Source organism: Nonomuraea sp. N2-4H, from assembly GCF_045291505.1.
GTDB lineage: Bacteria > Actinomycetota > Actinomycetes > Streptosporangiales > Streptosporangiaceae > Nonomuraea > Nonomuraea fastidiosa.
In genome coordinates this window covers 2009564-2029600 of sequence record NZ_CP147987.1, presented here as the reverse complement: position 1 = coordinate 2029600, position 20037 = coordinate 2009564, and the positions used below count along the sequence as shown (strand labels likewise).

Genomic DNA, 20037 nt, shown 5'->3' with positions numbered 1-20037 from the left:
CCCCCTGTGCGGTGCGTCATGCCCTGCGGAGGGTGCGCGGCCGGGCGGCCGGGCGGCGCAGGGCCTCGTCGAAGCGGCGCCAGATGAGGGCCGCCACGTCGGGGTCGGCGCCCAGGGGCTCGCTGACCACCGCGGTCCGGCCCGCGGCCGCCGCGACCAGCCGGTCGTGGAAGAAGCCGGGGGCCAGCACGTACGAGGCGATCGCCACCCGGGACGCCGGGGTCGCGCCGAGCCGTTCCATGGCCTCATCCAGCGACGGCGCGCCCGCCGATGCGAACGCGGCGGTCACCGGCCTGGCCAGCCGCACGGCGAGCTGGTGCGCCGCCGCGCGCACGTCGGCCAGCGCCGACGGGTCGGACGATCCCGCCGCGCCGAGCAGCACCGCGTCCGTGGCGCGCAGGCCCGCCCGTGCCAGCTTGCGCGCCAGCGCCGAGGTCAGCAGCCGGTGCGGCCCCAGCCAGCCGGCCACGATCGCGTCGGGCCGGTGCTCGGCCACGACCTGGGGCAGGTCGATGTGCGCGTGGTAGCCGCCGGCCAGCAGCAGCGGGACGACGACCACCGGGCCGCGTACGGCGGGCAGGACCTCCCGGAGCAGCGGCGAGGCCAGCTCCAGGTAGCTGAGCTCGACCCGGCCTCCCGGCCGCGCGGCCCTGACCGTCTCGGCCAGCGCGGCGAGCGTGCGCTGACCGGCCTGGCTGCGGGTGCCGTGCGCGGCCAGGACGAGGGTGGGGGTCATCGGCCGGCTCCTGCGGGAACGGGCCCGGGCATGCGGAAACTCCTCGGTGTGGGCTGATGTGACGGTCGGTGGTGCGAGGAGGCTCAAAGGCCGTCCTCGTACAGGCAGGCGAGCCGGTAGCCGCGTTTGACGACGGTCTCGACGATGCCGCTCGGGCCGAGGGCTCGGCGCAGCCGGGTGATGGCCATCTCCACGGCGTGCTCGGCCGAGTCGCGGGCGACGCTGCCCGGCAGCACCGTACGCAGGTCGGCCCGCGACACCACGTGGCCCGGCTTGTCGGCCAGGCGCTTGAGCACGGCCATCGGCGCCGGCGGCAGCGGACGCAGCTCGCCGTCCACGACCACGGCGTGGCCGCGGATCTCCAGGCGGTGTCCACCGGCGGTGACCCGGGTGACGCCGTGTTCCGGCAGGTGCCTGGCCAGGGCGCGGGCGAGCGCGCCGAGCCTGGAGCGGTCGGGCTGGAGTGTGGGCACGCCGCGCGAGGTCAGCGGGTCGGCGGTGACCGGCCCGACGCAGGCGGCCACGACGGAGCCGCCGAACGCGGCGAGCAGCGCCTCTTCCAGGCCGTCCGCGCGGGCGGTGTTCAGCATGGCGTGCACGGCGGGCGCGCTGGTGAAGGCGACCGCGTCGATCGCGCCGGAGACGGTCTGGCTGATGAGGCGGCGCAGCGGCGAGATGTCGCGGTACGGCAGCCACCGGTAGACCGGTATCTCGATCACCTCGGCGCCGGCGGCGCGCAGGTCGGCCACGAAGTCGCGCAGCGGCTCGCCGTGCTGCTGGACGGCGATGCGCCGGCCGCGCAGGTCCTGGGCGAGGAGGTACTCCTTGACCTCTTTGCACGACTCGGTGGAGGGCGTCCAGTGGTCGTTGAGCCCGGCGGCGCGCACCGCTCCCCTGGCCTTGGGTCCGCGGGTGAGCAGGCGGGCCCGTGACAGGTGCTCGCTCAGCTCGGTGGACAGGCCCCAGCCCTCGGCGGCGGCCATCCAGCCGCGGAAGCCGACGCCGGTGGTGACGACCACGTCGTCGAGCGGCGCCTCCAGGCTCTGCCGGGTGGCGGCGAGCAGGTCGGCGTCCTCGGCGAGGGGGACGAGGCGGATGGCGGGGGCGCTGACCACGCGGGCGCCGCGGCGTTCCAGGAGGGCGCCGAACTCCTCGCGCCGCCTGGTCGCGGTCACGCCGACGGTGAAGCCCGCCAGCGCGTCGGGGGCCGTCTCCGGGGAGGTTCCGGCCTCCAGGGAAAGCGCGCTCATGCGTGCACCTCCAGGTAGTCGGGGACGCCTGGCCGGACCCCGAGCACCCGGCCAGGCATCACAGGTGCTTGTGACGCAAGTGAGATCACCCTCCGATACTGCTTTCGGGTGGTTTCGCCCACGGGTCTCTTCTGTTACCGCTGTGCTACAAGGCCGCGCCCGCTGGATTGGCCCGGCGCGGGCGGGGGAAACGTTGTCCGTGATATGGCCGCCTATCGGGGAGTCACGGGTGTCGGTCCTGCCCATTCGCATGTTCGGCGATCCGGTGCTGCGCACGGTCGCGGAGCCGGTCCGGGATTTCGATCGGGAGCTGCGCCGGCTGGTGAAGTCGCTCACGGCGACGTTGCGGGCGGGCCCTGGGCGCGCCGGCCTGGCGGCTCCGCAGCTGGGCGAGCCGGTGCGGGTGGTGGTCTACGACTACGACGGCAAGTCGGGCCACCTGGTCAATCCGCGGCTGGAGCTGTCGGAGCGGCGGGTGACGGCCGACGAGGCGTGCCTGTCGGCGCCCGGCGTGTGGTGGCCACTGGAACGTTCCTACATGGTCACCGCGCGTGGCCGTGACATGTTCGGCAAACCGGTGACCGTCAGGGCGCTCGGCACGCTGGCGCGGGTGCTCCAGCACGAGACCGACCACCTCGACGGCGTGCTGTTCAGCGACCACCTCGAAGAGGCCGAGCGGGAGCGTTTCCTCGCGGCCCTGCCAGGCTGAGCTCGCGCCGCTGCCCGGGGTCGGTGCCGCCCCACACCCCGTGCGCCTGCCTGGTGCTCAGCGCGTATTCCAAACACGGCTCGCGCACAGGGCATCCTGCGCACACCTGCTTGGCCCTGTCCGCCTGCGACTGGCTCGGCCCCTCCATCGAGATCGGGAAGAACAGCTCGGGGTCGAGGTCCAGGCAGGCGGCCCTGCGTGTCCAGTCGAGCATCATCATGCTGTCCGCGCCTACCCATGGCGCGAGGCGTCATACCTGGTCGAGCAGCAGGTCCCAGTCGGCGAGGAAGCGGCTCAGCCCGTAGCGGGCCAGCGCGGCGGCCCTGGCGGCCTTGCCGGCCTGGCTCGCGCGCTCGGGGTCGGCGGCGAACTCCGCCAGCGCGTCGGCCAGCACGTGCACCTTGGTCGACAGCACGCCGGCCTCGGGCGGCACCGCCTCGATCGCCTCGGTGGCGGCGAGCGCGACGACGGGCATGCCGAGCGTCATGGCCTCGATGAGGGCCAGGCCGAGCGAGGTCCACCGGTACGGGTGCAGGTAGACGCGCCTTCTGGCCAGCTCGGCGTGCATGGCGTGCTGAGGCAGGTCCTCGTACGTGCCGTACGGCAGGCCGTCCACCTTCATGCCGAACACGTCGAGCGGCACCCGTTCGGCGAAGCGGGGCAGCAGGTCGGTGCCGGCGACGCGGGTGCGGCGCACGGGCTCGTTGACGACGACGCCGGCCCTGGCGAGTTCGCCGCTGTAGAGGTGGCCGGGGTCGGGGACGCCGTGCTCGATGACGCGGGTGGGGGCGCGGCCGTTGTCCCAGTACAGCTCGTTGAAGTGGGTGACGTGCACGAGCGTGATGCCGCTCTGCCCGGCCAGCGGGTGGCGGGTGCGGGGCACGTCGCCCGCGGGCGTGTTGTGCTCGACGTACACGGCGGGCAGGCGGGAGGCGCGCGGCCCGAGCCATTCGCGGGCCAGGTCGATCTCGTGCGGGCGCTGGTAGACGATGACGTCCACGGGCTCGTCGCGCAGGCGGTCCCAGGGCACCTCGCGGGCGCTGTCCGGCCAGTCGTAGGTGGCCGCCCGCCCCCGGCCGTCGGGTCCGCGGCCGGGAACGAGCGGCAGCAGATAGTCGTGCGGCCCCCTGATGAACGCGCTGGCCCAGGATCCGTGCACGTGCCAGAGCAGGATCCTCACCAGCGGCTCCAGCCCATCGCGCGGGCCCAGGGCGCCGAGACGGCGGGCACCGGGTCGTCGGCGCCGTTCAGCACGCGCTCGACGACGTCGGTCAGGTCGCCGGCGACCTCGGGGGCCTGGTCGATCTCCTCCTGACGTGTCTGTTCCGTGGGCACGAGGATGCCCCGCGCGCCGGCCGCCCTCGCGGCCTCCATGTCGCGGCCGATGTCGCCCACCACGACGCAGTCGCGGGGGCTGACGTCGAGCACGGCCGCGGCCCTGATGACCAGGCCGGGCGCCGGTTTGCGGCAGGTGCAGCCGTCGGCGTCGCCGTGCACGCAGATCGCCCATGCGTCGAACGGGCCGAGCAGTTCCTCCACCCTGGCGTTCACCTGGTCCATGTCGTCCGGCGACAGCAGGCCCTTGGCCACGCCCGACTGGTTGGTGACCACGGCCACCGGCACGTCGGCGCGTCTGAGCCGGCACAGCGCCTCGACCGCGCCCGGCATGGGCTCGACGAGGGCGGGGTCGCCGTTGTAGGGCACGTCCTTGATCAAGGTTCCGTCCCGGTCGAAGAGCACGGCCCCGGGACGCCGCTTTTCGAACACCATCCACCTCCGTCGCGCGTGAGCGGCAGCTACCCGTGGCCTGCCGGGACAAACAACTACGCAGCGTGAGCAACCCCAGGTGGCCGCAGGCGTTTTCGCAGCTCACGAAGGCGCTCGCGGTTGCGTCAGGTTTGAGAGCCGCTTCTCTCGGTAGCGGTTCTCGACATCCCCAGGGGGAGGAAGCATGAGATTTCTCGGCATCAACGCGATCTTCCACGACCCGGCCGCGGCGCTCGTGGCCGACGGCAGGATCGTGGCCGCGGCCGAAGAGGAACGCTTCAGCCGTCGCAAACACGGCAAGCGGCCCTTGGCCTTCTCCGCCTGGGAGCTGCCCGAGCTGGCGGCCGCCTGGTGCCTGAGCGAGGCGGGGCTCGCGCCGGAGGACATCGACGCCGTCGCCTACTCCTACGACCCGTCGCTGGTGCTCCAGCGGCCTGAGGGCGACTGGGAGGACCTGCGCACCCGGTACGCGGTGCGCGCCCCCGCCTTCCTCGCCACGGCGCTGCCGGGGCTCGACCCCGGGCAGGTCACCTACGTGCCGCACCACGTGGCGCACGCGGCATCGGCCGGGCTGGCCTCGCCGTGGCGCGACTGCGCGGTGCTGGTGTGCGACGGGCGCGGCGAGAACGTCTCCCACCTGGCGGGCCGCTACCGGGGCGGCGAGCTGGAGATCCTCGCCGCCCAGGAGCTGCCGCACTCGCTCGGCCTGATGTACGAGGACGTCACCCAGCATCTCGGCTTCCTGCGCTCCAGCGACGAGTACAAGGTGATGGCGATGGCCTCCTACGGCAGTCCCCGCCACCTGGAGGCGCTGCGCGAGGTGATCTACACCACCGGCGACGGCGGGTTCCGCGTCGAGCCGGTCGACTGGAACGTCTACGCCAAGGCGCTGAAGAAGGGCGCACCGTGGACCTCCGACCACGCCGACCTGGCCGCCAGCGTGCAGGCCCGGCTGGAGGAGGTGCTGCTGGAGCTGGCGCGCTGGCTGCACGAGCGCACCGGGGAGCGGCGGCTGGCACTGGCCGGCGGGGTGGCGCTGAACTGCGTGGCCAACACGCGGCTGCTGGACGAGGGGCCGTTCGACGAGGTGTGGGTGCAGCCGGCCGCCGGCGACTCCGGCACCGCGCTGGGCGGGGCGCTGCACCTGGCGCAGGTGTACGGCGAGCCGGCCGCGCCGATGACCTGCCCGGCGCTCGGCCGCGGTTTCACCGACGAGGAGCTGGGCGCGTGGCTGGACGTGGCGCGCGTGCCGTACACGCGGCCCGCCGACCTGGCGGCGGCGGTGGCGGCGGAGCTGGCCGCCGACCGGATCGTGGCCTGGTTCCAGGGCCGCGCCGAGTACGGGCCGCGGGCGCTGGGCCACCGGTCGCTGCTGGCCCACCCCGGCAATCCGCGTAACACCGAGCGGCTCAACGACGTCAAGGGGCGCGAGCAGTTCCGGCCGGTCGCGCCGATGGTGCTGGAGTCGCGAGCGCGGGAGATCTTCGCGCGGGGGCCGGTGCCGTCGCCGTACATGCTGTTCGTGCACGACGTGCACCCGGACTGGGCGCCGCGCATCCCCGCGGTGGTGCACGTGGACGGCACCGCCCGCATCCAGACCGTCTCGCCGGAGCGTCAGCCGCTGATGGCGCGGGTGCTGAGCGAGTTCGAGGCGCGCACGGGGCTGCCGGTGGTGGTCAATACGAGCCTCAACACGGCGGGGCGTCCCATGGTGGACGACCCGCGTGACGCGCTGGAGTGCTTCGGCTCGGCGCCGGTGGACGTGCTGGCGCTGGGTCCTTACCTGGTGCGGCGGCGGGAGGTGTTCGCCTCATGATCACCGTGGTGATCCCCACCGTCGGGCGGCCGACGCTGCACGACACGCTGGCCGCCGTGGGCCCGGACGTGCCGGTGATCGTGGTGGACGACCGCCGGGGCCATCCCGCCTCGCTGGCGGCGCTGCGCATGCCTCCGCACGTACGGTTGGTGCGCTCGGGCGGGCGCGGTCCCGCGGCGGCGCGCAACGCCGGCTGGCGGGCCGCCGACACGCCCTGGGTGGTCTTCCTCGACGACGACGTGGTCCCCGCCCCCGGGTGGGCGCAGGCCGTCTGGAAGGACCTGGTGGACCTGCCGCCCGAGGTGGCGGGCAGCCAGGGCAGGATCCGGGTGCCCAGGCCGGAGGGGCGCAGGCCCACCGACGCCGAGCGGCACACCGCCGGGCTGGCGGGCGCGCTCTGGGTGACGGCCGACATGGCCTACCGGCGCGAGGTGCTGCAGGCGCTCGGCGGTTTCGACGAGCGGTTCCCGCGCGCCTACCGGGAGGACGCCGACCTGGCGCTGCGGGTGACGCGGGCCGGGCACCGGCTGGTCAAGGGCGAGCGGGTGACCGTGCATCCGGTCCGCGACGACGGCTTCTGGGCGAGCGTGCGCCACCAGCGGGGCAACGCCGACGACGCGCTCATGCGGCGCCTGCACGGTCCCGGCTGGCGGGCGGCCATCGGCGGCGCGCCAGGACGGCTGCGGCTGCACGCCGCCACGACGGCCGCGGGCCTGGCGGCCGCGCTGCTCGCGACGGGCCGCCAGAGGACGGCGGCGCTGGCGGCGGGCGCGGTCTGGGCGGCGCTGACGGCGCAGTTCGCCTGGCGGCGCATCGCCCCGGGCCCGCGCACGCCGGACGAGGTGCTGCGGATGGCCGTCACCAGCGTGCTGATCCCGCCGGTCGCCTGCGCGCACCGGTTGCGCGGGGAATGGAGCGTGCGGCGATGACGGCTGCTGCAGACCGGGGGCGCGTGCTGGTGGCGCGGCTCGACGACGCCGGCGACGTGCTGCTCGCCGGTCCCGCCGTGCGCGCGGTGCGCACGCGGGCCGCCGAGGTCGTCTTCCTGTCGGGACCGAACGGCAGGGCGGCGGCCGAGCTGCTGCCGGGCGTGGACCGGGTGGTGACCTGGCACGCCCCGTGGATCGACCACACGCCGCCGCCCGCCTCCAGGGCCGGGGCCGAGGAGCTGATCGGCCTGGTGCGCGGGGTCGACGAGGCGGTGCTGCTCACCTCGTTCCACCAGTCGGCGCTGCCGCTGGCGCTGCTGCTCAGGCTGGCCGGGGTGGCGCGGATCAGCGCGATCAGCAACGACTATCCGGGCTCGCTGCTCGACGTGCGGCACGTGGTGGACGAGAGCGTGGACGTGCCGGAGGCGGAGCGGATGCTCGCGCTCGCGCGGGCGGCCGGGTTCGAGCTGCCGCCGGGCGACGAGGGCGGGCTCGCGGTCCGCCGGCCGCTGCCGGACGTCCGCCGGACGTTCGGGCACGCGCTCGGCCCCGGCTCGTACGTCGTCGTGCACCCAGGCACCTCGGCGCCCGCCCGCACCTGGCCGGCGGACCGGCACCGGGAGACGGTGCGGGAGCTGGCCGAGGACGGGCACCGCGTCGTCGTGACCGGCACCGAACGCGACCTCACCGCCTACGTGGCCGGCGGCGTCGCGGCCGACCTGGGCGGCGCCACCACGTTCGCCGAGCTCGCCGCCGTCATCGAGGGCGCCGGCGTGCTGGTGGCGGGCAACACCGGCCCCGCGCACCTGGCCGCCGCCGTCGGCACGCCGGTCGTGAGCCTGTTCGCCCCCGTGGTGCCGCTGGAGCGGTGGGCCCCGTACGGCGTGCCCACGGTGGTGCTGGGCGACCAGCACGCGCCCTGCCGGGGGAGCAGGGCGCGCGTCTGCCCGGTGTCCGGGCACCCGTGCCTGTCGCAGGTGACGAGTGAGCAGGTGGTCAAGGCAGTGAGGGAGCTGACGCAGTGAAGGTCGATCTCATCTCGGAGCACGCGGACCCGCTGGCGGCGGTCGGCGGGGTCGACTCCGGCGGCCAGAACGTCTACGTCGCCGCGCTGGCCGTCGCGCTCGCCGAGCGCGGGCACACGGTCGCCGTTCACACGCGGCGCTCCTGCGAGTCGCAGCCCGCGTCCGTGCGCCTGGCGCCGGGCGTCACGGTCGAGTACGTCACCGCGGGTCCCCCGGCCCCCGTGCCCAAGGACGAGCTGCCCCCGTACATGCCGGAGTTCGCCGAACGGCTGGCCGAGCGCTGGGCCGCACACCCGCCCGACGTGGCGCACGCGCACTTCTGGATGAGCGGGCAGGCGGCGCTGGAGGCGGCCGGCGGGATCCCGGTGGTGCAGACCTTCCACGCGCTCGGCACGGTCAAGCGGCGCTGGCAGGGCGAGGCCGACACCAGCCCCGCGCACCGCATCGACACCGAGCGGGAGATCGGCAAGCGCGCCGACGCGGTGCTCGCCACCTGCAGCGACGAGGTGGGCGAGCTGCTCGCGATGGGCGTTCCCCGGCAGCGCATCTCGGTCGTCCCGTGCGGGGTGGACCTGGCGGAGTTCCGCCCGGACGGGCCGGTGGCACCGCGTACGGACGGGCCGATGGTGCTGAGCATCGGCCGCATGGTGCCGCGCAAGGGCGTGGACACCCTGATCAGGGCGATGCGCCAGCTTCCCGGCGCGGAGCTGGTGATCGCCGGCGGCGGGCGGGAGGACGAGGAGGCGATCCGGCTCAGGAAGCTGGCCGAGGGCTACGGCATGGGCCACCGCGTCCACGTCATCGGCAGCGTGCCCAGGCGGCACGTGCCCGCGCTGATGCGGGCGGCCGACGTCGTGGTGACCGTGCCCTGGTACGAGCCGTTCGGCATGGTGCCGGTCGAGGCGATGGCGTGCGGGGTGCCCGTCGTGGCCTCGGCGGTCGGCGGCCACCTCGACACGGTGGCGGGCTGCGGCGTGCTGGTGCCGCCGCGCAGGCCGCGCGCCCTGGCCAGAGCGCTCAAGGACGTGCTGGGCGACCCGCGGCGGCGCGCGGAGATCGGCGCGGCCGGCGCCAGGCGGGCCCGCGAGCGCTACGGCTGGCCGCGCGTCGCCGAGCTCACCGAGGCCGTGTACGCGCAGGTCATCGACGGCAAGGTCGGCCGGCTGGCCGCCCTGGGGGGTTGATCATGGATGCTCATCTGGAAAAGCTCTGGAACGCCCTGGAGAAGCTCGATGACCAGGCGGCCGCCGTCCGGTCGTGGGGCGGGCGGCTGGCCGGCGTGCTGTCGTCCGGCGGCAGGCTGCTGGCCTGCGGCAACGGCGGGTCGGCGGCGGAGGCCCAGCATCTGACGGCCGAGCTGGTCGGCAGGTTCAGGGACGACCGGCGGCCGTACGCGGCGATCCCGCTGCACGCCGACGGCTCCTCGGTGACGGCGATCGCGAACGACTTCGGCGCCGAGCAGGTCTACGCCCGCCAGGTGCGCGCCCACGGACGCCCCGGCGACGTGCTGGTGTGCCTGTCGACCAGCGGCGGCAGCCCGAACGTGCTGGCCGCCGCGGCGGCGGCGCGCGAGTGCGGGGTGACGGCCTGGGCGCTGACGGGGCCGGGGCCGAACGCGCTGGGCGAGCTGTGCGAAGAGGCGGTCGCCGTACCGGGTGAGACGGCCACCGTGCAGGAGGTGCACCTGGCGCTGATCCACCTGCTGTGCGACGCGCTCGAGGACGCCCTTGAGGGGGCGCTGGAGGAGACGCTGTGAAGGCGGGGCCGCTGGTCGTCATCGGCGACACGCTGCTCGACGTGGACGTCGAGGGCGTGGCCGACCGGCTCTGCCCGGACGCCCCGGTCCCCGTCGTGGACGTCTCGTCGGAGCGGGCCAGGCCGGGCGGCGCGGGGCTGGCGGCGCTGCTGGCCGCCCGCGACGGCGCCGACGTGGTGCTGGTCACGGCGGTCGGCGACGACGAGGACGGCCGCCGCCTGTGCGGGCTGCTGTCGGAGGAGCTCGACCTGCTGCGGCTGCCGCTGCGCGGCGGCACCGTGCGCAAGACCCGGATCAGGTCGCGCGGCCAGACGCTCGTCAGGCTGGACACCGGCGACGGCACGGCCCGGTTCTCCCCACCGAGGAGGCGGCGCAGGCGGTCCTGCGGGCGGGCGCGGTGCTGGTGTCCGACTACGGTAGGGGCGTCGCCAGGATGGCCCGCGAGCTGCTGCGCGAGGTCTCCGTACCGGTGGTGTGGGACCCGCATCCGCGCGGCGAGCAGCCGATACCGGGCTGCGCGCTGCTGACGCCGAGTGAGGCCGAGGCGCGGCTGATGTGCCCGTCCGGCTATCAGGGGCCCGATCAGGCGGCCCGCCGGCTGGTGCGGGCGCTGCGCGCCGAGGCGGTGGCGGTCACCACCGGCGAGCGCGGCGCCGCGCTGGCCGTGGCGGGCGGCCCGCTGGTCACGGTGCCGCCGCCGGTGCGGGCGGGCGGCCAGGACGCGTGCGGCGCCGGCGACCGGCTGGCGGGGGCGGCGGCGCTGGCCATGCGTGACGGCGCGGACGCCGAGGAGGCGATCACGGTGGGCGTCGGCGAGGCGTCTCGCTTCGTCGAGCGCGGCGGCGCCGCCTCGGTGAAGGTGCAGGAGCAGCGGCTCGGCGACCGGCCGCGCACCGCGCTGGAGGTGGCCGCGCTGGTCCGCGCCCAGGGCGGACGGCTGATCGCCACCGGCGGCTGCTTCGACCTGCTGCACGCGGGCCACGTGAGCCTGCTGCGGCGGGCTCGGGCGCTCGGCGACGCGCTCGTCGTCTGCGTCAACTCCGACGATTCGGTGCGCCGGCTCAAGGGCCCGTCCAGGCCCATCGTGGACGTGCGCGACCGGGTGGAGGTGCTGCGGGCCCTGGGCTGCGTGGACGCCGTGCTGGTGTTCGACGAGGACACCCCGGCGGCCGCCATCGAGCTGCTCAGGCCCGACGTGTGGGTGAAGGGCGGCGACTACGAGGGGGAGACGCTGCCCGAATCCGAGGTCCTCGGCAGGCTCGGCGCGGAGATCGTCGTGCTGAGCACGCTGCCGGGGCGGTCCACAACCAATCTGATCAGGGAGATCCAGTGAACATTCTCATTACGGGGGGCGCGTCCGGGCTCGGCCTGGCCACCGCCGAGGCGGTGGAGAAGGAGGGCTGGAAGGCGCTCGTCATCGACGTACGCGCGCCCGGCCAGCGCTTCGAGCACGTGATCGCGGACCTGGCCGACCGGGGCGAGGCCGAGCGCGCGGTGCGCGAGCTGGCCGAGCGGGCGGGCGGCCTCGACGGCGTCGTCACCGCCGCGGGCATCGACGCCTGCGGGCGGCTGGAGGACGTGCCCGCCGACGACTGGGAGCGGGTCATCAAGGTCAACCTGCTGGGGACCGCCTCGGTGGTGCGGGCGGCGCTGCCGTACCTGAAGCACACCAGGGGCACGGTGGTCACCTGCGCGTCCACGCTGGGCCTGCGGCCGCTCAGCGACGCCTCCGCCTACTCGGCGTCGAAGTTCGGCGTCGTCGGCTTCACCCGGGCGCTGGCGATCGAGCTGCGCGGGGAGGTGGGGGTGACCCTGCTCATCCCCGGCGGCATGCGGACGAGCTTCTTCGACGGCCGTCCCGAGCAGTACAAGCCGGGGCCGGAGGCCGGGCTGAACGACCCGGCGGACGTCGCCCAGGCCATCGTGTTCGCGCTGCGGCAGCCGGCCGGATGCGAGGTGAGAGAGCTCGTCGTCTGCCCGTCCACGGAGACGTCATGGCCCTAGAGCTGGTGGCGCTGCGCGGGCTCGGCCTGGGCGACCTGCTCACGGCCGTGCCCGCGCTGCGGGCGCTGCGCCAGGCGTTCCCCGATCACCGCATCACGCTGGCGGCGCCGCGGGCGCTCGGCGCGCTGCTGCCGCTCATCGGCGCGGTGGACGACCAGGTGGACGTGGCGGGGCCGGGACCGGTGCCGTTCGAGCGGCCGGACGTCGCGGTCAACCTGCACGGCAAGGGCCCGCAGAGCACCGAGGCGCTGCGGCGCACCCGCCCGGGGCGGCTGCTCGGCTTCGGTGCCGGTCCCGAATGGCAGGACGGCGTGCACGAGGTGCGGCGCTGGTGCGGGCTGCTGGAGTGGTACGGCATCCCGGCCGACCCGGCGGACCTGACTTTGGGCATCTCCGACCGTACGGGGCCGGCGATCGTGCATCCCGGCGCCGCCTACCCGGCGCGGCGCTGGCCGCCCGAGCGGTTCGCCGAGGTGGCGGCCGCGCTGGACGACGTCGTCGTCACCGGCAACGCGGCCGAGGTGCCGATCGCCACCCGCGTCGCCGAGCTCGCGGGGCTGCCGCCCGAACGCATGCTGGCCGGGCGCACCCGCCTGGCCGACCTGATCGACCTGGTCAGCCGGGCCCGGCTGGTGGTGTGCGGCGACACCGGCGTCGCCCATCTGGCGACGGCGTTCTGCGTGCCGTCGGTGGTGCTGTTCGGCCCCGTCTCCCCCATGCTGTGGGGCCCGCCGCCGGGCTGGCGGCACATCGCGCTGTGGACCGGGCACCACGGCGACCCGCACGGCGAGCGGCCGGACCCCGGCCTGCTCGAAATCGAGGTGTCCGAAGTCGTCGAAGCGGCCATGGAGGTAACGTCATGAGGGCTCTGGTCACGGGGGGCGCGGGGTTCCTGGGCTCGTACCTGTGCGAACGGCTGCTGGACGAAGGCGCCGACGTCATCTGCATGGACAGCTTCCTGACCGGCGGGCCGCGCAACGTCGAGCACCTGCTGGAGCGGCCGGAGTTCCGGCTCATCGAGTGCGACCTGACCGGGTACGTGCACGTGCCCGACCGGCTCGACCTCGTCCTGCACTTCGCCTCGGCCGCCTCGCCCGCCGACTACCTGCGCTACCCCATCGAGACCCTGCGGGTGGGGAGCGTCGGCACGCTGCACGCGCTCGGCCTGGCCAGGGAGAAGGGCTCCCGGTTCATCCTGGCCTCCACCAGCGAGGTGTACGGCGACCCGCTGGAGCATCCGCAGAAGGAGACGTACTGGGGCAACGTCAACCCGGTGGGCCCGCGCAGCGTGTACGACGAGGCCAAGCGCTTCGCCGAGTCGCTGACCACCGCCTACCGTCACGCGCGCGGGACGAACACCGGCATCGTGCGGATCTTCAACGCCTACGGGCCCCGCATGCGGCCGTTCGACGGGCGGGCGATCCCGACGTTCATCCGGCAGGCGCTGACCGGCGAGCCGATCACGGTCACCGGCGACGGCTCGCAGACCCGCTCCATCTGCTACGTGGACGACACGGTCTCGGGCATCCTGGCCATGGCCGCCAGTGACTTCGCCGGGCCGGTCAACATCGGCAACCCCGACGAGCTGACCATGCTGGAACTGGCCACCCTGATCAAGAAGCTGACCGGGTCGTCGTCGGAGATCCGCTTCATCGACCGGCCCGCCGACGACCCGAAGGTGCGCAGGCCCGACACCACGCTCGCCCGGGAGCGGCTGGGCTGGCGGGCTCAGGTGCCGGCCGAGGAGGGGCTGCGCCGCACGATCGAGTGGTTCTCCGCGGAGCTGGCCGCGATCACCCGGCTCGAACGCGTCCAGGTCTGACACGCTCGTGCCCGGCCGTCCGAGGGGACGACCGGGCACACAACGCGTCCGGGTCTGACCCTCTTCATCAAGGATCCCCAGTCCACTGCCCGACCTGAAGACGGCACCTGGATCGGGCGGCGATGTCCGGTGTGGGAGATCGCGGAAGCCCGGGCCGGGGTGGCCCGGGCGGTGCGGGTTCGTCAGAGTGCGACGCCGAGCAGGGCGTCGGTGAGGTCCTTGACGAGGGCGGGGGCGGAGGGGTCGGAGCCGGGGCGGGCGAGCGCGTCGTCGGCCCAGGCGTCGATGGCGGCCAGCGCGCCGGGCGCGTCGAGGTCCGCGGCGAGCCGCTTGCGGACCGTGGCCAGCAGGTCGCCGGCCGGGGGGCCGCCGGGCAGCGCGACGGCGGAGCGCCAGCGGGCCAGCCGCCGCTCGGCCGCCTCGATCTGGTCCGGTGTGTACTCCCAGTCGGTGCGGTAGTGGTGGGCGAGCAGGACGAGCCTGATCGCCATCGGGTCGTGGGTCTGCCGCAGCTTGGAGACGAAGACGAGGTTGCCCCTCGACTTCGACATCTTCTCGCCGTCGAGACCCACCATGCCGGCGTGGGTGTAGAACTTGGCGAACGGCCACTCGCCGGTGGCCGCGTGCCCCTCGGAGGCGCCGCACTCGTGGTGCGGGAAGATCAAGTCCGATCCGCCGCCGGCGACGTCGTATCCGGCTCCCAGGTTGTCGAGGGCGATCGTGGTGCATTCGATGTGCCAGCCGGGCCTGCCGCGGCCGAGCGGCGAGTCCCAGGCCGGCTCTCCGGGGCGCTCGGCCCGCCACATCAGCCAGTCGAGCGGGTGGCGCTTGCCGGGGCGGTCGGGGTCGCCGCCGCGCTCGGCGAACAGGGTCAGCATCTGCTGCTCGTCGTAGCCGGACACCTGGCCGAACTTGGGGGCGTCGGCGACGCTGAAGTAGACGTCGCCGTCGAGGGTGTAGGTGACGCCCTTGGCCGACAGCCGGATGATCAGGTCGGCCACGCGGTCGATGATCTCGGTGACGCCGACGTACTCGCGGGGCGGCAGGATGCGCAGCGCCTCCATGTCGCCGCGGAACAGCTGGATCTCCCGCTCGGCCAGCTCCTGCCAGTCGACGCCGGTCTGCTCGGCCCGCTCCAGCAGCGGATCGTCCACGTCGGTGGCGTTCTGGGTGTAGTGGACCTCGTGGCCGGCGTCGCGCCACATGCGGCCGACGAGGTCGAAGGCGAGGTAGGTGTTGGCGTGGCCGAGGTGGGTGGCGTCGTACGGGGTGATGCCGCAGACGTACATCCTGGCCGTCGGCCCTGGATCGGTCTGCCGCACCTGCCTGGCCGACGTGTCGTAGAGACTCAGCGGAATGCTGTTACCTGGGAGTTTTGGAACGTTCTGGGCAGACCACGATCTCATGCCTTTGAGCCTATCTGTCCTGATCGGCGGTCAGGTCGGTGAAGTCGTACGTCACACCCTCAGGCGCGATGGAGACCCGCATCACCGACAGGGAGGCGAAGACGCGGCCGTCCGGCAGCTCGTGCCTGATGATGAGCGCGCCGCGGTCGTCGGACGGCGGCTCGGCGGTGAACTCGCTCCAGTCCTCGGCGGCGCGGAAGCGCGGCAGGTACGCGGCCACCCGCTCGCTTTCCGGGTCGAGGCCGGAGTTGACGACCATGCTGGTGCCCGCGGGCAGCCGTGAGGTGGTGAGCCGCTCGCCGTTCCAGCTCCACATCCGCACCTGGCCGAGGTCGGCGAGCACGAGGTGGAAGGGGTCGTAGCGGCTCAGGCCGGCGCCGGGCCCCTCCCCCGTGTACGCCGCGCGCAGCGCGAGGTCGCCCCGCGAGACCTTGGTGGTCTCATCGGCGGGCTTGCCGTGCCCGTTGAGCAGGGCGGCGGCACGGCGGGCCGCCGGGTTGACGGCCAGCCAGGTGCCGCCCGCCTTGAGGTCGCGCCCGCCGATCACTCCGGGATAGTCGGGCCAGTGCTCGCCGGGCCCCTCCCAGGGCCGGTCGGCGAACTCGTCCCTGACGCCCATGAGCGTCAGCTCCCGGCCGGTCCTCACGATCAGCGTGCACATGGGCAAAGAGTAATAAACCGGCGAGGATCGCCCTAGATCGGGGGCCAGGGTATTGCGGGCCAGCCCTCCGACGGGTAGGGGTGCACGCCGGTGTCGAGCAGCCGCCGCACCCGCTGCCAGGTGGCCTCGACCTCGGCCAGCGACAGCAGCTCGCGCAGCCGGCGGCCGAGCGGGCCTGACTCGATGTCGCGTTCGAGCTTGGCCAGCACCGCCACCGCCTCGCGGGAGAGCGGCTTGCCCCGCCACTGCCACAGGACCGTGCGGAGCTTGTCCTCGACGGAGAAGCACACGCCGTGGTCGACCCCGTAGACGTGCCCGGTGGGCAGCGGCAGCAGGTGGCCGCCCTTGCGGTCGGCGTTGTTGACCACCGCGTCGAAGACCGCCATCCGGCGTACGACCGGGTTGCGGCTCTTGACCAGCCGCATGAGGTCGATCTCGCGCTCGGTGTCGATCCACAGCTGGCACATGCCGGGGCCGAAGGGCCCGTCGCGGTAGACCGTGGGCGGCACGATGCGCCAGCCGGTGGCCTGGGAGACCTCGAAGGCGGCGACCTCGCGGGCGGCGAGGGTGCCGTCGGGGAAGTCCCACAGGGGGCGCTCGCCGCGTACGGGCTTGTAGACGCAGGCGGCCTGGCGGTCGCCCAGCCTGACCGAGCAGTAGAGCGTCATGTTGGTCGCCTCGACGAGGCGGCCCGCGACCTCCAGCGTCCCTTCGCGCAGCAGCGTGAGGGCTTCCTCGTCATGCACCGGGGGCGGCGGGGCGGGCTTGACGGCCGGTTCGCTCTCGGGAGCGGTCATGAAGCCGCCTCACCCCCGCGGTAGCCGTTGAGTCGGACGCATACGTGCCCCGTGGCGTCGAGGGGCTGGCCGCACAGCGGGCACGGGGGACGGCCCGCCGCGACGATCTGGAGCGCTCGCTGGGTGAAGGCCCGCGCGGCCCCGGCGCTGATGCGCACGCGCAGCACCGAGGGCTCGGACTTGTCGAGATCGTCTTCGTCGATGACCTCCTGCGCCTCGATCACCACCTGTGACTTCTCCGCATCCCAGGTCAGCGCCATGGTTCCGACGCGGAAGTCCTCCGCGACCGGCGTGTCGAGAGGACCGTCGTCGGCCAGGTCGGCGGGCGCGAGCGCGGGCACCTGGGCGGTGCCGCCGCTGAGCCGCAGGACCTCGTCGAGCAGCTCGTCGAGCCTGCCCGCCAGCGCCGCCACCTGCAGTTTCTCCAGTGCCACCGTGGTCAGTCTGCCCTCGGCCCTGGCCTGCAGGAAGAAGACCCGCGCGCCCGGCCGCCCCAGGGCACCGGCGACGAACCTCTCCGGTGGGTCGTAGTCGAAGACCGGCATAGCCTGACCTTACGTGGTTCCGGACCCGCCGCCGACGGCGGCATCGCTCCCGGTGATGTTTTCTCCCCGTCTTTCTCCTCCGAATCCTCGGACAGCTTCAATTCCCCCATATCGTTAATCCTGTGGACAAAGGGACGCAAGGGGGCATAGCGAATGACGGTGACGGCGGCCGGATCGGCTGTTATCCGCTGAAAGTTATCGAGGTGGAGCCCCAGCGCGTCGGCCACGATGGACTTGATCACATCGCCGTGACTGCACACGAGGTATATAGCCTTCTCCCCGAGACGTTCATTCCAGTCCCGGACCGCGGCGACGGCGCGATGCTGCATGTCCGCCACCGCTTCCCCGCCGGGGAACGTCGCCGCGCTCGGATGCGCCTGCACGACCGGCCACAACGGCTCCTCGGCCAGCTCTTTGAGCGGCCGGCCCGTCCAATCCCCGTAGCCGCACTCGATGAACCGCTCATCGACGGTCACCTCGAGTCCGCGACCTTCTGCGACGGCTTCCGCCGTTTCCAAGCAGCGCTCGAGCGGGCTGGAGACAATGGCGTCGAGCCTGACGCTCGCGACGCGCCCGGCGAGCGCGGCGGCCTGCGCCCTGCCCGCCTCGCTCAGATGCACCCCTGGGGTGCGGCCGGCCAGCACCGGCCCCGTGAGGTCCGTCAGCCCGTGCCGGACCAGAAGCAACGTGGTCATCCAGCAAGTGTCGCAGGCGTCGATCACGACGTTTCATCGGCCTGAACGGTAACCTGGCGGGATCATGGAGCAGCGCTATGTCGGCCACAGCGGCCTGTCGGTGTCCCGGTTGGGGCTCGGCACGATGACCTGGGGGCGTGACACCGACGCGGACGAGGCCGCGGCCCAGCTCCGCACGTTCCTCGACGCGGGTGGTAACCTCGTCGACACGGCCGACGTCTATACCGGCGGCGACTCCGAGCGGCTGCTCGGCCGGATGCTGCGCGACACGGTGCCGCGCTCGGAGCTGGTGATCTCCACCAAGGCCGTGGTGACGCCGCAGGGCCGCCGCCCGCGCGACGCCTCCAGGCGCCATCTCATCGCCGCCGTCGACGAGTCGCTCAACCGCCTTGGGCTCGATTACGTCGATCTGTGGCAGTTGCACACCTATGACGATGAGGTGCCGCTGGAGGAGACCCTGGCCGCGCTCGACGCGATCGTCTCCTCCGGCCGCGCCGTCTACGCCGGCGTCTGCGACTACACCGGCTGGCAGCTCGCCGCCGCGGCCGTCACCCAGAAGATGGTGCCCGGCCGCATCCCGATCACCGCCGCGCAGACCGAGTACTCGCTGCTGGCCCGCGAGCCCGAGCGGGAGCTGCTGCCCGCCGCCGCCCACCTCGGCGTCGGCGTGCTGGCCTGGTCGCCGCTCGGCCGCGGGGTGCTGACCGGCAAATACCGCACCGGCATCCCCGCCGACTCGCGGGCCGCGACACCCCACTTCGCGGACTTCGTCCGCCCCTATCTGGACGAGCGCTGCCGGCGGGTCGTCGAGTCCGTCATGACCGCGGCCGACGGCCTCGGCGTGTCGCCGCTGGCCGTGGCCCTGTCGTGGGTGCGCGACCAGCCCGGCGTCGCCTCGGCCATCGTCGGCGCCCGTACGCATGCGCAGCTCAAAGGCATCCTGCCCGCCGAGGACGTCGTGCTGCCGATAGAGATCCGAGAGGCACTCGATGACGTGTCGTCGATCGACTAGGACGGCGCGCCGTCACCGCCGGGAGGAACGTAAGCCTCCCTCGCGTATCACTAGTCGATACCGAAACGCAACTTCGGCCGCCAAAAGCCTGCGTCTTCCGCCTGATGTCCAGCAAGATTTCTCCCGGAAGCGACGCAGGAGGGGACGGATGGGGACCAGAACCGCGATCTCGGCTGGAGTTCTCGCGGTGGCGCTGGTGGCCGTCCCGGTGGGGGCTCCCGCCGCATCGGCCACCGCCCAGGACTGCACGCGCGACGGTGGCCTGCTCTCGGGGGTGACCAACACGCTGTGCGACGTCGTCCAGGCGGTCACCGGCACGGTCGACACACTGACGGGCGGCACGACCCGCAAGGTGACGGAAGGGCTCGACAAGACCACCGACGAGGTGCTCGGGCGCGTGGGCGAGGTGCTGCCCACAGGGCGGCCGAAGGCGGCCACCGACGAGGACGAGGATGAGGACGGACCGCCGTCCCGCAGGCCGGACACGCCGGAGACGGCCGGCCCGCCCGAGGGCGGCGATGACGACTGCCTGACGGCGCCGTCCTGCTCCGACCGCGGCAGCGTCGACCGGCTCACCCCGCGGCCCGACATCTCATCGGTCCCCTCCCCCACCCCCGAGCCCCCGGACGGCCTCATCTCCGCCACCGCCACCGCCCTCCCCCAGCCCCTTCCCTCCAGGCCGGAGCCGTCCAGGACCCAGCAGCGTCCTGACACGCAGCGGCCGGTGACGCAGAAGAAGACCGCGCACGCCGAGGAGCCCCGGGTCGATCTGCTCTGGCCCAACCCGTTCTCGCACGAGCTGGCCGTGCCGATGCAGGACCGCCGGGTGGTGCGGCCCAGCCCGCCGGCCTCCGACGTGATCGGCACGGTGCTGACCATCGCGCTGCTCGGGTCTGCGGTGCTGGCCACGCGGATCGTTCAGCAGCGGCGGCACCAGGGCGAGTCCACGGAGTCGATCCCCTTCGAGCCGGCCCGCGCCGGAAACGGCCGCCACCGCCTCGCCTGAACGTCCCCTCGCACGGTCACCCCTGGGCCCCAGCCCGCCCCGGTCGCTTCGCGTGAACGGCCGCTCCAGCGGGCCGCGCCCAGCCGGGCCGGAGCGTGCTC

Annotated in this window: 23 protein-coding genes; 13 read left to right on the top strand and 10 right to left on the bottom strand. The window is 73.8% G+C overall.

The annotated features are described in order from the left end of the window. Positions 1 to 16: 16 nt before the first annotated feature. Together WBK31_RS09215 and WBK31_RS09210 are read right to left on the bottom strand one after the other, a co-directional pair. Positions 17 to 736, bottom strand: coding sequence for a CbiX/SirB N-terminal domain-containing protein (locus WBK31_RS09215; RefSeq protein ID WP_364065441.1), 720 nt, complete (start codon positions 734 to 736; stop codon positions 17 to 19). A gap of 83 nt (positions 737 to 819) precedes the next feature. Beyond that, entirely contained in the window at positions 820 to 1986 is a 1167-nt protein-coding gene (locus WBK31_RS09210) for a uroporphyrinogen-III synthase (RefSeq protein ID WP_364065444.1), read from the bottom strand. 229 nt (positions 1987 to 2215) lie between these two features. Between WBK31_RS09210 and WBK31_RS09205 the strand changes: the two genes are divergently transcribed. After that, positions 2216 to 2695: a peptide deformylase gene (locus WBK31_RS09205; protein ID WP_406674632.1), complete on the top strand. Its 480-nt coding sequence runs from the start codon at positions 2216 to 2218 to the stop codon at positions 2693 to 2695. Here the strand turns inward: WBK31_RS09205 and WBK31_RS09200 are convergent. From WBK31_RS09200 to WBK31_RS09190, 3 genes are read right to left on the bottom strand one after another with little or no spacing between them, the layout of a single operon-like run. Next, complete coding sequence (locus WBK31_RS09200; protein ID WP_364065449.1) at positions 2637 to 2915, bottom strand: WhiB family transcriptional regulator; 279 nt, start codon at positions 2913 to 2915, stop codon at positions 2637 to 2639. The two genes, WBK31_RS09205 and WBK31_RS09200, sit on opposite strands and share 59 nt — an antisense overlap. A 30-nt stretch (positions 2916 to 2945) precedes the next feature. After that, on the bottom strand, positions 2946 to 3875 hold the full coding sequence (locus WBK31_RS09195; RefSeq protein WP_406674631.1) for a glycosyltransferase: 930 nt from the start codon (positions 3873 to 3875) through the stop codon (positions 2946 to 2948). After that, a complete protein-coding gene (locus tag WBK31_RS09190; RefSeq protein ID WP_364065455.1) occupies positions 3872 to 4465 on the bottom strand; it encodes an HAD-IIIA family hydrolase in 594 nt (197 codons plus the stop codon). Before WBK31_RS09190 ends, WBK31_RS09195 begins: the two co-directional genes overlap by 4 nt. Positions 4466 to 4646: 181 nt before the next feature. Between WBK31_RS09190 and WBK31_RS09185 the strand changes: the two genes are divergently transcribed. Genes WBK31_RS09185 through WBK31_RS09140 form a run of 10 tightly spaced genes read left to right on the top strand, consistent with a single transcriptional unit; the run spans position 4647 to position 13814 of the window. Next, the gene (locus WBK31_RS09185) at positions 4647 to 6278 is read left to right on the top strand and encodes a carbamoyltransferase C-terminal domain-containing protein (protein WP_364065458.1); all 1632 of its coding nucleotides are present in this window, start codon (positions 4647 to 4649) and stop codon (positions 6276 to 6278) included. Then, on the top strand, positions 6275 to 7207 hold the full coding sequence (locus WBK31_RS09180; RefSeq protein ID WP_378790076.1) for a glycosyltransferase family 2 protein: 933 nt from the start codon (positions 6275 to 6277) through the stop codon (positions 7205 to 7207). The genes WBK31_RS09185 and WBK31_RS09180 overlap by 4 nt, the downstream gene beginning before the upstream one ends. Next, complete coding sequence (locus tag WBK31_RS09175) at positions 7204 to 8232, top strand: glycosyltransferase family 9 protein (RefSeq protein ID WP_406674628.1); 1029 nt, start codon at positions 7204 to 7206, stop codon at positions 8230 to 8232. Before WBK31_RS09180 ends, WBK31_RS09175 begins: the two co-directional genes overlap by 4 nt. Continuing rightward, the gene (locus WBK31_RS09170) at positions 8229 to 9416 is read left to right on the top strand and encodes a glycosyltransferase (RefSeq protein WP_364065466.1); all 1188 of its coding nucleotides are present in this window, start codon (positions 8229 to 8231) and stop codon (positions 9414 to 9416) included. Before WBK31_RS09175 ends, WBK31_RS09170 begins: the two co-directional genes overlap by 4 nt. A gap of 2 nt (positions 9417 to 9418) precedes the next feature. Continuing rightward, positions 9419 to 9988 carry an SIS domain-containing protein gene (locus WBK31_RS09165; RefSeq protein ID WP_364065468.1) on the top strand — a complete coding sequence of 190 codons (570 nt, stop codon included), beginning with the start codon at positions 9419 to 9421 and terminating at the stop codon, positions 9986 to 9988. Next, positions 9985 to 10515, top strand: coding sequence for a PfkB family carbohydrate kinase (locus tag WBK31_RS09160; RefSeq protein WP_406674626.1), 531 nt, complete (start codon positions 9985 to 9987; stop codon positions 10513 to 10515). Before WBK31_RS09165 ends, WBK31_RS09160 begins: the two co-directional genes overlap by 4 nt. Further along, positions 10422 to 11321, top strand: a complete 900-nt coding sequence (gene rfaE2 / locus WBK31_RS09155) for a D-glycero-beta-D-manno-heptose 1-phosphate adenylyltransferase (RefSeq protein ID WP_406675466.1) — start codon at positions 10422 to 10424, stop codon at positions 11319 to 11321. Before WBK31_RS09160 ends, rfaE2 begins: the two co-directional genes overlap by 94 nt. Continuing rightward, positions 11318 to 11992: an SDR family oxidoreductase gene (locus WBK31_RS09150; protein ID WP_364065474.1), complete on the top strand. Its 675-nt coding sequence runs from the start codon at positions 11318 to 11320 to the stop codon at positions 11990 to 11992. Before rfaE2 ends, WBK31_RS09150 begins: the two co-directional genes overlap by 4 nt. Continuing rightward, entirely contained in the window at positions 11983 to 12855 is an 873-nt protein-coding gene (locus WBK31_RS09145; protein ID WP_364065476.1) for a glycosyltransferase family 9 protein, read from the top strand. The genes WBK31_RS09150 and WBK31_RS09145 overlap by 10 nt, the downstream gene beginning before the upstream one ends. Continuing rightward, on the top strand, positions 12852 to 13814 hold the full coding sequence (locus tag WBK31_RS09140) for a UDP-glucuronic acid decarboxylase family protein (protein WP_406674624.1): 963 nt from the start codon (positions 12852 to 12854) through the stop codon (positions 13812 to 13814). The genes WBK31_RS09145 and WBK31_RS09140 overlap by 4 nt, the downstream gene beginning before the upstream one ends. Before the next feature lie 182 nt (positions 13815 to 13996). On the opposite strand, the gene mshC is transcribed toward WBK31_RS09140, so the two are convergent. The 5 genes from mshC to WBK31_RS09115 are packed head-to-tail and all read right to left on the bottom strand — an operon-like array spanning position 13997 to position 17918. Next, positions 13997 to 15220: a cysteine--1-D-myo-inosityl 2-amino-2-deoxy-alpha-D-glucopyranoside ligase gene (gene mshC / locus WBK31_RS09135; RefSeq protein ID WP_406674622.1), complete on the bottom strand. Its 1224-nt coding sequence runs from the start codon at positions 15218 to 15220 to the stop codon at positions 13997 to 13999. 10 nt (positions 15221 to 15230) lie between these two features. Further along, positions 15231 to 15881 carry an NRDE family protein gene (locus WBK31_RS09130; RefSeq protein WP_406674620.1) on the bottom strand — a complete coding sequence of 217 codons (651 nt, stop codon included), beginning with the start codon at positions 15879 to 15881 and terminating at the stop codon, positions 15231 to 15233. A gap of 32 nt (positions 15882 to 15913) precedes the next feature. Further along, positions 15914 to 16678 carry an SCO1664 family protein gene (locus tag WBK31_RS09125; RefSeq protein WP_364065488.1) on the bottom strand — a complete coding sequence of 255 codons (765 nt, stop codon included), beginning with the start codon at positions 16676 to 16678 and terminating at the stop codon, positions 15914 to 15916. Beyond that, on the bottom strand, positions 16675 to 17223 hold the full coding sequence (locus WBK31_RS09120; RefSeq protein WP_364065491.1) for a DUF3090 domain-containing protein: 549 nt from the start codon (positions 17221 to 17223) through the stop codon (positions 16675 to 16677). The genes WBK31_RS09125 and WBK31_RS09120 overlap by 4 nt, the downstream gene beginning before the upstream one ends. After that, positions 17118 to 17918: an MSMEG_4193 family putative phosphomutase gene (locus tag WBK31_RS09115; RefSeq protein ID WP_406674618.1), complete on the bottom strand. Its 801-nt coding sequence runs from the start codon at positions 17916 to 17918 to the stop codon at positions 17118 to 17120. Before WBK31_RS09115 ends, WBK31_RS09120 begins: the two co-directional genes overlap by 106 nt. A 64-nt stretch (positions 17919 to 17982) precedes the next feature. Here WBK31_RS09115 and WBK31_RS09110 point away from each other — a divergent pair, with 64 nt between their 5' ends. Then, positions 17983 to 18930 carry an aldo/keto reductase gene (locus tag WBK31_RS09110; RefSeq protein WP_364065497.1) on the top strand — a complete coding sequence of 316 codons (948 nt, stop codon included), beginning with the start codon at positions 17983 to 17985 and terminating at the stop codon, positions 18928 to 18930. 148 nt (positions 18931 to 19078) lie between these two features. Next, the gene (locus WBK31_RS09105) at positions 19079 to 19936 is read left to right on the top strand and encodes a hypothetical protein (RefSeq protein ID WP_364065500.1); all 858 of its coding nucleotides are present in this window, start codon (positions 19079 to 19081) and stop codon (positions 19934 to 19936) included. The last annotated feature ends 101 nt before the right edge of the window (positions 19937 to 20037 follow it).

Coding starts and splice junctions, on each gene's coding strand:
- WBK31_RS09105 (WP_364065500.1), top strand. CDS start 19,079: ATGGGGACCAGAACCGCGATCTCGGCTGGAGTTCTCGCGGTGGCGCTG.
- WBK31_RS09210 (WP_364065444.1), bottom strand. CDS start 1,986: ATGAGCGCGCTTTCCCTGGAGGCCGGAACCTCCCCGGAGACGGCCCCC.
- mshC (WP_406674622.1), bottom strand. CDS start 15,220: ATGAGATCGTGGTCTGCCCAGAACGTTCCAAAACTCCCAGGTAACAGC.
- WBK31_RS09215 (WP_364065441.1), bottom strand. CDS start 736: ATGACCCCCACCCTCGTCCTGGCCGCGCACGGCACCCGCAGCCAGGCC.
- WBK31_RS09185 (WP_364065458.1), top strand. CDS start 4,647: ATGAGATTTCTCGGCATCAACGCGATCTTCCACGACCCGGCCGCGGCG.
- WBK31_RS09200 (WP_364065449.1), bottom strand. CDS start 2,915: ATGATGATGCTCGACTGGACACGCAGGGCCGCCTGCCTGGACCTCGAC.
- WBK31_RS09190 (WP_364065455.1), bottom strand. CDS start 4,465: ATGGTGTTCGAAAAGCGGCGTCCCGGGGCCGTGCTCTTCGACCGGGAC.
- rfaE2 (WP_406675466.1), top strand. CDS start 10,422: ATGGCCCGCGAGCTGCTGCGCGAGGTCTCCGTACCGGTGGTGTGGGAC.
- WBK31_RS09140 (WP_406674624.1), top strand. CDS start 12,852: ATGAGGGCTCTGGTCACGGGGGGCGCGGGGTTCCTGGGCTCGTACCTG.
- WBK31_RS09110 (WP_364065497.1), top strand. CDS start 17,983: ATGGAGCAGCGCTATGTCGGCCACAGCGGCCTGTCGGTGTCCCGGTTG.
- WBK31_RS09125 (WP_364065488.1), bottom strand. CDS start 16,678: ATGACCGCTCCCGAGAGCGAACCGGCCGTCAAGCCCGCCCCGCCGCCC.
- WBK31_RS09180 (WP_378790076.1), top strand. CDS start 6,275: ATGATCACCGTGGTGATCCCCACCGTCGGGCGGCCGACGCTGCACGAC.
- WBK31_RS09115 (WP_406674618.1), bottom strand. CDS start 17,918: ATGACCACGTTGCTTCTGGTCCGGCACGGGCTGACGGACCTCACGGGG.
- WBK31_RS09165 (WP_364065468.1), top strand. CDS start 9,419: ATGGATGCTCATCTGGAAAAGCTCTGGAACGCCCTGGAGAAGCTCGAT.
- WBK31_RS09145 (WP_364065476.1), top strand. CDS start 11,983: ATGGCCCTAGAGCTGGTGGCGCTGCGCGGGCTCGGCCTGGGCGACCTG.
- WBK31_RS09120 (WP_364065491.1), bottom strand. CDS start 17,223: ATGCCGGTCTTCGACTACGACCCACCGGAGAGGTTCGTCGCCGGTGCC.
- WBK31_RS09175 (WP_406674628.1), top strand. CDS start 7,204: ATGACGGCTGCTGCAGACCGGGGGCGCGTGCTGGTGGCGCGGCTCGAC.
- WBK31_RS09130 (WP_406674620.1), bottom strand. CDS start 15,881: ATGTGCACGCTGATCGTGAGGACCGGCCGGGAGCTGACGCTCATGGGC.